Here is a 5,268-nt window from a genome sequence, read left to right as displayed (position 1 = left end):
TCAGCTGCAAAATTGAGTAAATTATTAGACCTTCCTCGAGGAGCGGTCATTCCGGTGGTAATTGCTCTTGGATACCGCGCTGATGAGGCAAGAATTGAAGAGCAATCCCGTCGCTCGCTAAAAAATGTAATAAAAGAGCATTAACGATATACCTATTCATAGGTTAGGCAATTTTTAAAAATCACATTAAAAGAACGCTACTTACTCTTACTATACAAGCCGGTTGAATGATCGGCTCTAGCTTAAATTGCTATTCACAAGTCATTCAAACTTATTTGAGGAACAATTATGCCTAATTCAATTTTTCACATTGGCTCACTGATGACAATACTCATAGCACTAACCGCATTAACAGGTTGTGATAAGCAAGATCACGTTGATGTAGAATCAATTCGTCCTGTCAAAACACTCATCATTAATCACCAAGATATTAGTAATAATATTTCTTTGATAGGCGATGTGGAAGCAGAACGAGAAACGTCTTTAGGGTTTCGAATTGGAGGGCGAGTATTAGAGCGCAATGTCCGTATTGGCGACAAAGTAAATAAAGGTGAATTGATAGCTACCATTGATCCACGAGATGCACAACACCAACTACAGACGGCGAAAGCAACATTAGAAAATGCTCATTCTGCGGAAAACTTGGCAAGAAAAACGCGAGATAGGTACCAAAAACTTATTGATCAAAGAGTCATTTCACAATCTCAATTTGATCAAGCTCAAAACAACTTAGAATCAGCAGTATCGAGTCTGGAAAGTGCAAAAGCGAATCTCAAAAATGCACAGGACAACTTAGAATTCACGCGATTACTTGCTCCGGAAAGCGGTATTATTGTTAGCGTTAGTGCGAATTTAGGACAAGTCATAAGCGTAGGACAAGAAATTATTAAAATAGCCTCATTAGATGATCGAAATGCTGTTTTTGATGTACCAGAAACAATTATCAATAGTGGCATTAAAAATCCAGCAATCACTGTCTCACTGCAATCCAACCCAGAAGTAAATGTAATAGGAACAGTTCGTGATGTTAGTCCCCAAGCAGACCCAAACACACGTACATATAGTGTGCGCGTAAAGCTTCATAATCCACCGATGAGTATGGGGTTAGGCGCTATCGTAAAAGGGACAATATCTTTACAAGAGCCCAATGTGATTGAGCTACCAGAATCTGCCCTCACACGCGATGGAAAGCAAACCGCCGTATATCTTTTTGATCCAGAGAGCCAAACACTAAAAATACAACCGATAGAAGTAGTACGATACAGCAATCAGAGCATATTTGTTTCTCGCGGCTTAACAGTTGGCCAGCATATTGTCATCGCGGGTGTTTCCACTCTTCGCCCTGGCTTAAAAGTTTCCGAGCTTGGGGAGTAACATAATGTCAAAATCCTCTCAAAAATTTAACTTATCATCATGGGCACTAGCCAATCAACAATTGATAAGCTTCATGATGCTGATTGTTATGACGATGGGAATCATGAGTTATATAAACTTACCTCGTAACGAAGACCCTTCTTTTACAATCAAAAAAGCGGTTATTTCATCTTCTTGGCCTGGAGCTTCGATAAAAGATACAACGCAATTTGTTACCGATACCATAGAAAAAAAATTACAAGAAATCCCCTATCTTGATTATATCGAAAGCTACACTCGCAAAGGTCAATCAGTCGTTTTTATCAACCTATTAGATAAAACTCCTCCTTCTGAAGTACCACATATATGGAATCAGGTACGCAAGAAAATGAAAGACCTCGAGCTCAGCGGCACCTTGCCAGCTGGAGCAACAGAACCTTCTGTCGATGATGAGTTTGGCGATACATACGGCACCATCTATGGGTTCACCACAGATGGATTTTCAATACGTGGATTACGCGACCAAGTTGATAAAATTCGAGATAAATTACTGACGGTAAAAGACGTTAGTAAAGTGAAGGTACTAGGCGCTCAAGATGAACAAATAATCGTAGCGTTCTCTCCTGAAAAATTATCAGGACTGGGACTCAGTTTAAACAATGTAATTAATGCTCTACAACAACAGAACTCGGTCACTTCAGCTGGCACAATCAGAACAGACAAAGAACGCATTGCGTTAAAAGTGAGTGGTGCATTTACTTCTGAAGATAGCCTCAAAAAAATTGAACTTCATATAAATAATCGATTTATTCCTTTGACAGAAATTGCAAAAATTAGCCGCCAGTTGGTTTCACCACCCAGTCCAGAATTTAGAGTCAACGGAAAACCTGCTATCGGTTTAGCAATCTCTATGTCTGAAACCGGCAATATGCAAAATTTTGGCGAAGCTATTAAACAGAAAATTGCAGATATTGAAAAAACCTTACCATATGGGATTAGCATTCATAAAGTAGCGGACCAGTCAGATGTTGTAAATAAAGCAGTCAGCGGCTTCGTTCATGTATTAGTAGAAGCCATTATTATTGTTTTAGGGGTTTCATTTATCTCTCTTGGAACTAGAGCAGGCCTCGTTGTTGCTGTTTCTATTCCTATGGTCTTGGCCATGACATTTGTCGGCATGGAAATCGCTGGTATTGGACTTCAAAGGATATCTTTAGGTGCTCTGATAATCGCTTTAGGTTTATTAGTTGATGATGCAATGATAACGGTGGAGGCTATGATATCCAGACTAGAGCATGGCTGGAGTCGAAGAGAGGCCGCTTCCTACGCATTTCAAAGTACAGCGTTCCCAATGCTGACAGGTACGCTAGTCATGATAGCAGGCTTTATTCCTGTTGGGTTTGCCTCTTCCAGTGCTGGTGAATACTGTTATTCAATGTTTGTCGTTGTAACTATTGCTCTAATGAGTTCGTGGATTGTTGCGGTTGTATTTTCTCCACTAATTGGAGTTTGGTTATTACCTAAAAAAATTGTTCACAATACAGAAAAAACAAGCCGCCTTTCTCAAGGGCATCAAAAAGCACTAAGCTATAGCTTAAAACATCCTTTATGGGTCATTGGTATTGCGGTACTCCTTGTGGGAACTTCTTTTTGGGGTGCTCGTTTTTTAAAACACGAATTCTTCCCTGCTTCTGACCGACCAGAGCTACTCGTCGATTTGAGGCTACCTGAAAGCGCAACCCAAGATGCAACTAAAATCAGAGTCGAGAAATTAGAGCATTGGTTAGCGAAACAAACTGAAGTATCGCACTTTTCGTCTTACATTGGTTCTGGAGCTGTTCGTTTTTATTTGCCTATGGATGTTTTACTGAGCCGTGAAAACATAGCTGAGCTAGTCGTTGTATCAAAAACACCAGAAATAAAAGAACAATTAAAAACCAAACTTAATAACTACTTAGAAAGAAATGATGGCGATATAATCAGCCGAGTTTCACCACTCGAATTAGGACCGCCAGTAGGTTGGCCCGTAAGATATAGAATAACAGGGCCTGACGTTGAAAAACTCCGCACTTATGCACTGCAATTGTCCTCGGTGATTAGTAAGCACCAAGGAACTCATGGGATAAACCTTACATCGGGTGAGCCTGAGCGCCAGGTCGAAATAAATATTGACCAAACGGCCGCTAGAGCGGTTGGGCTAAGCTCCGAGGAAGTTGCAAATAATTTAGCCATTATTTTTTCTGGAAACACCATCACCAGCATTAGAGACCGTAACCGCTTAGTGGGAGTTAACGTTCAAGGTTTACCTAAAGACAGAAAAAACATTGACACTATTAGTAATTTACAGATTCCAATTAGCAATGGTAAAACAGTCCCTCTGCAACAGATTGCATCTATTTCATATGGCATTAGTGATCCTATAATCTGGCGATGGAACAGAGAGCCTTACGTGAGCGTCCAATTGGATACTTCTGGAGATAAACTCCCGCTAACCATATCCAAAGAGCTCGCTTCTGACATACAGTTTTTTGCAAAAACCTTGCCCAATAACTACCATATCGAAGAGGATGGATTGGTGACTCATTCCAATAAAGGTAACGCGTCTGTATTAGCTATGCTGCCTGTAACATTCTTGTTTATGTTGACTTTACTCATGATTCAGTTAAAACGATTCTCCAGAATGATATTGGCTGTGCTAACCGCACCGTTTGGTTTTATTGGAGTCGTGCTTGCTATGTCGCCAGCTGGAGTGCCCATGGGTTTCGTAGCCTTACTTGGCGTTATTGCTCTATCAGGAATGATTATTCGAAACTCAGTTATTCTCATCGCAGAAGTGGATCGGCATACAGAAGAAGGTCTTAATATCCACGATGCTATCGTTACTTCCACAATTCATCGAGCGAGACCCATTTTATTAACAGCTTGCGCTGCCATTCTTGGTATGATTCCTATTGCTAGAGAAGTTTTTTGGGGTCCTATGGCTTTTGCCATCATAGGTGGTTTGTTAGTAGGGACAATTTTCACCCTTACCGTCCTACCTGCTGCATTGAATCTATTAATGAATTTTGAAGCAAAATTTAAAAATGTGCCTTAGCTTGTAAAATATCAAGTCTAGATTAATAGAAATTAAATTAATTGAATAAAACAGCTCTCTACTCACATATTATTATATTAATGGTATTGAGCTGTTTTTTTTGCACATGATAGCCCTAAAAAATTAGACGGTCAGAAAGATCATTTCCGGACGTTTAATATACTAAATATTTTTCGGGCACTACTGCCTAGATCTCATGTAAACAAATAGATACATCTTTAACGCTAAATTCAATCAATGCCGTCCACTTCTCGATTCCAATATAGTGGTTTTCAGGTTCATAGTTAAGCAGGACGAATCAAAAAGCGCTCCAATAAGGTCACCAATTCTGTTACCAAGATTCCCTCACCCAACATATCAACTCGACTCGATGCCACCTCATTAATAATTGCATCAACCGCAATACCTATAAGATAAACCGAAAATTTTGGATCCGAAACATTGACCATATGAGGGCCTAAGATCAATAACAGCTGATCTCGTAAGTCCTTTTCCTCATCCAAAATTGATCGTACTGTAAAAGGCACTTCTTTATTAAATATACTGTGAATTTCTGGCTCTATTTGATGCTTTTTGACCAGCAATTCAATGATATGAGTCAGTACTTCTCTAAACGTAAGCTCTTTTGGTAAGTTGTTTAGTACTTCAACCAAGTCAGTACAGGTGTCTTCTGCATGTCTTTTTTGTAATTCAGCAAGGATAGATTCTTTATTCGGAAAAAATTGATATAACGAGCTGATGTTTACCCCTGCCCGCTCAGCAATCGCGTTTGTCGTAAACCCTCTCCATCCAGACTCTGACAAAATGTAAGTAGAAGCTTG

Annotated in this window: 3 protein-coding genes; 2 read left to right on the top strand and 1 reads right to left on the bottom strand. The window is 39.7% G+C overall.

Annotated features, from left to right (window positions below):
- The first annotated feature begins 288 nt into the window (after positions 1 to 288).
- The gene (locus KPL72_RS20945; RefSeq protein ID WP_219704338.1) at positions 289 to 1,374 is read left to right on the top strand and encodes an efflux RND transporter periplasmic adaptor subunit; all 1,086 of its coding nucleotides are present in this window, start codon (positions 289 to 291) and stop codon (positions 1,372 to 1,374) included.
- A gap of 4 nt (positions 1,375 to 1,378) precedes the next feature.
- On the top strand, positions 1,379 to 4,447 hold the full coding sequence (locus tag KPL72_RS20940) for an efflux RND transporter permease subunit (protein WP_219704337.1): 3,069 nt from the start codon (positions 1,379 to 1,381) through the stop codon (positions 4,445 to 4,447).
- Between the two features lie 284 nt (positions 4,448 to 4,731).
- On the opposite strand, the gene KPL72_RS20935 is transcribed toward KPL72_RS20940, so the two are convergent.
- Positions 4,732 to 5,268, bottom strand: a 537-nt coding sequence (locus tag KPL72_RS20935) for a TetR/AcrR family transcriptional regulator (protein ID WP_219704336.1), incomplete at its 5' end; no start/stop codon positions are given.

The organism is Marinomonas lutimaris, from assembly GCF_019426345.1.
GTDB classification, from domain to species: domain Bacteria; phylum Pseudomonadota; class Gammaproteobacteria; order Pseudomonadales; family Marinomonadaceae; genus Marinomonas; species Marinomonas lutimaris.
Note: the sequence above shows the minus strand (reverse complement) of the source record. Positions and strands in the feature narration are given on the sequence as shown.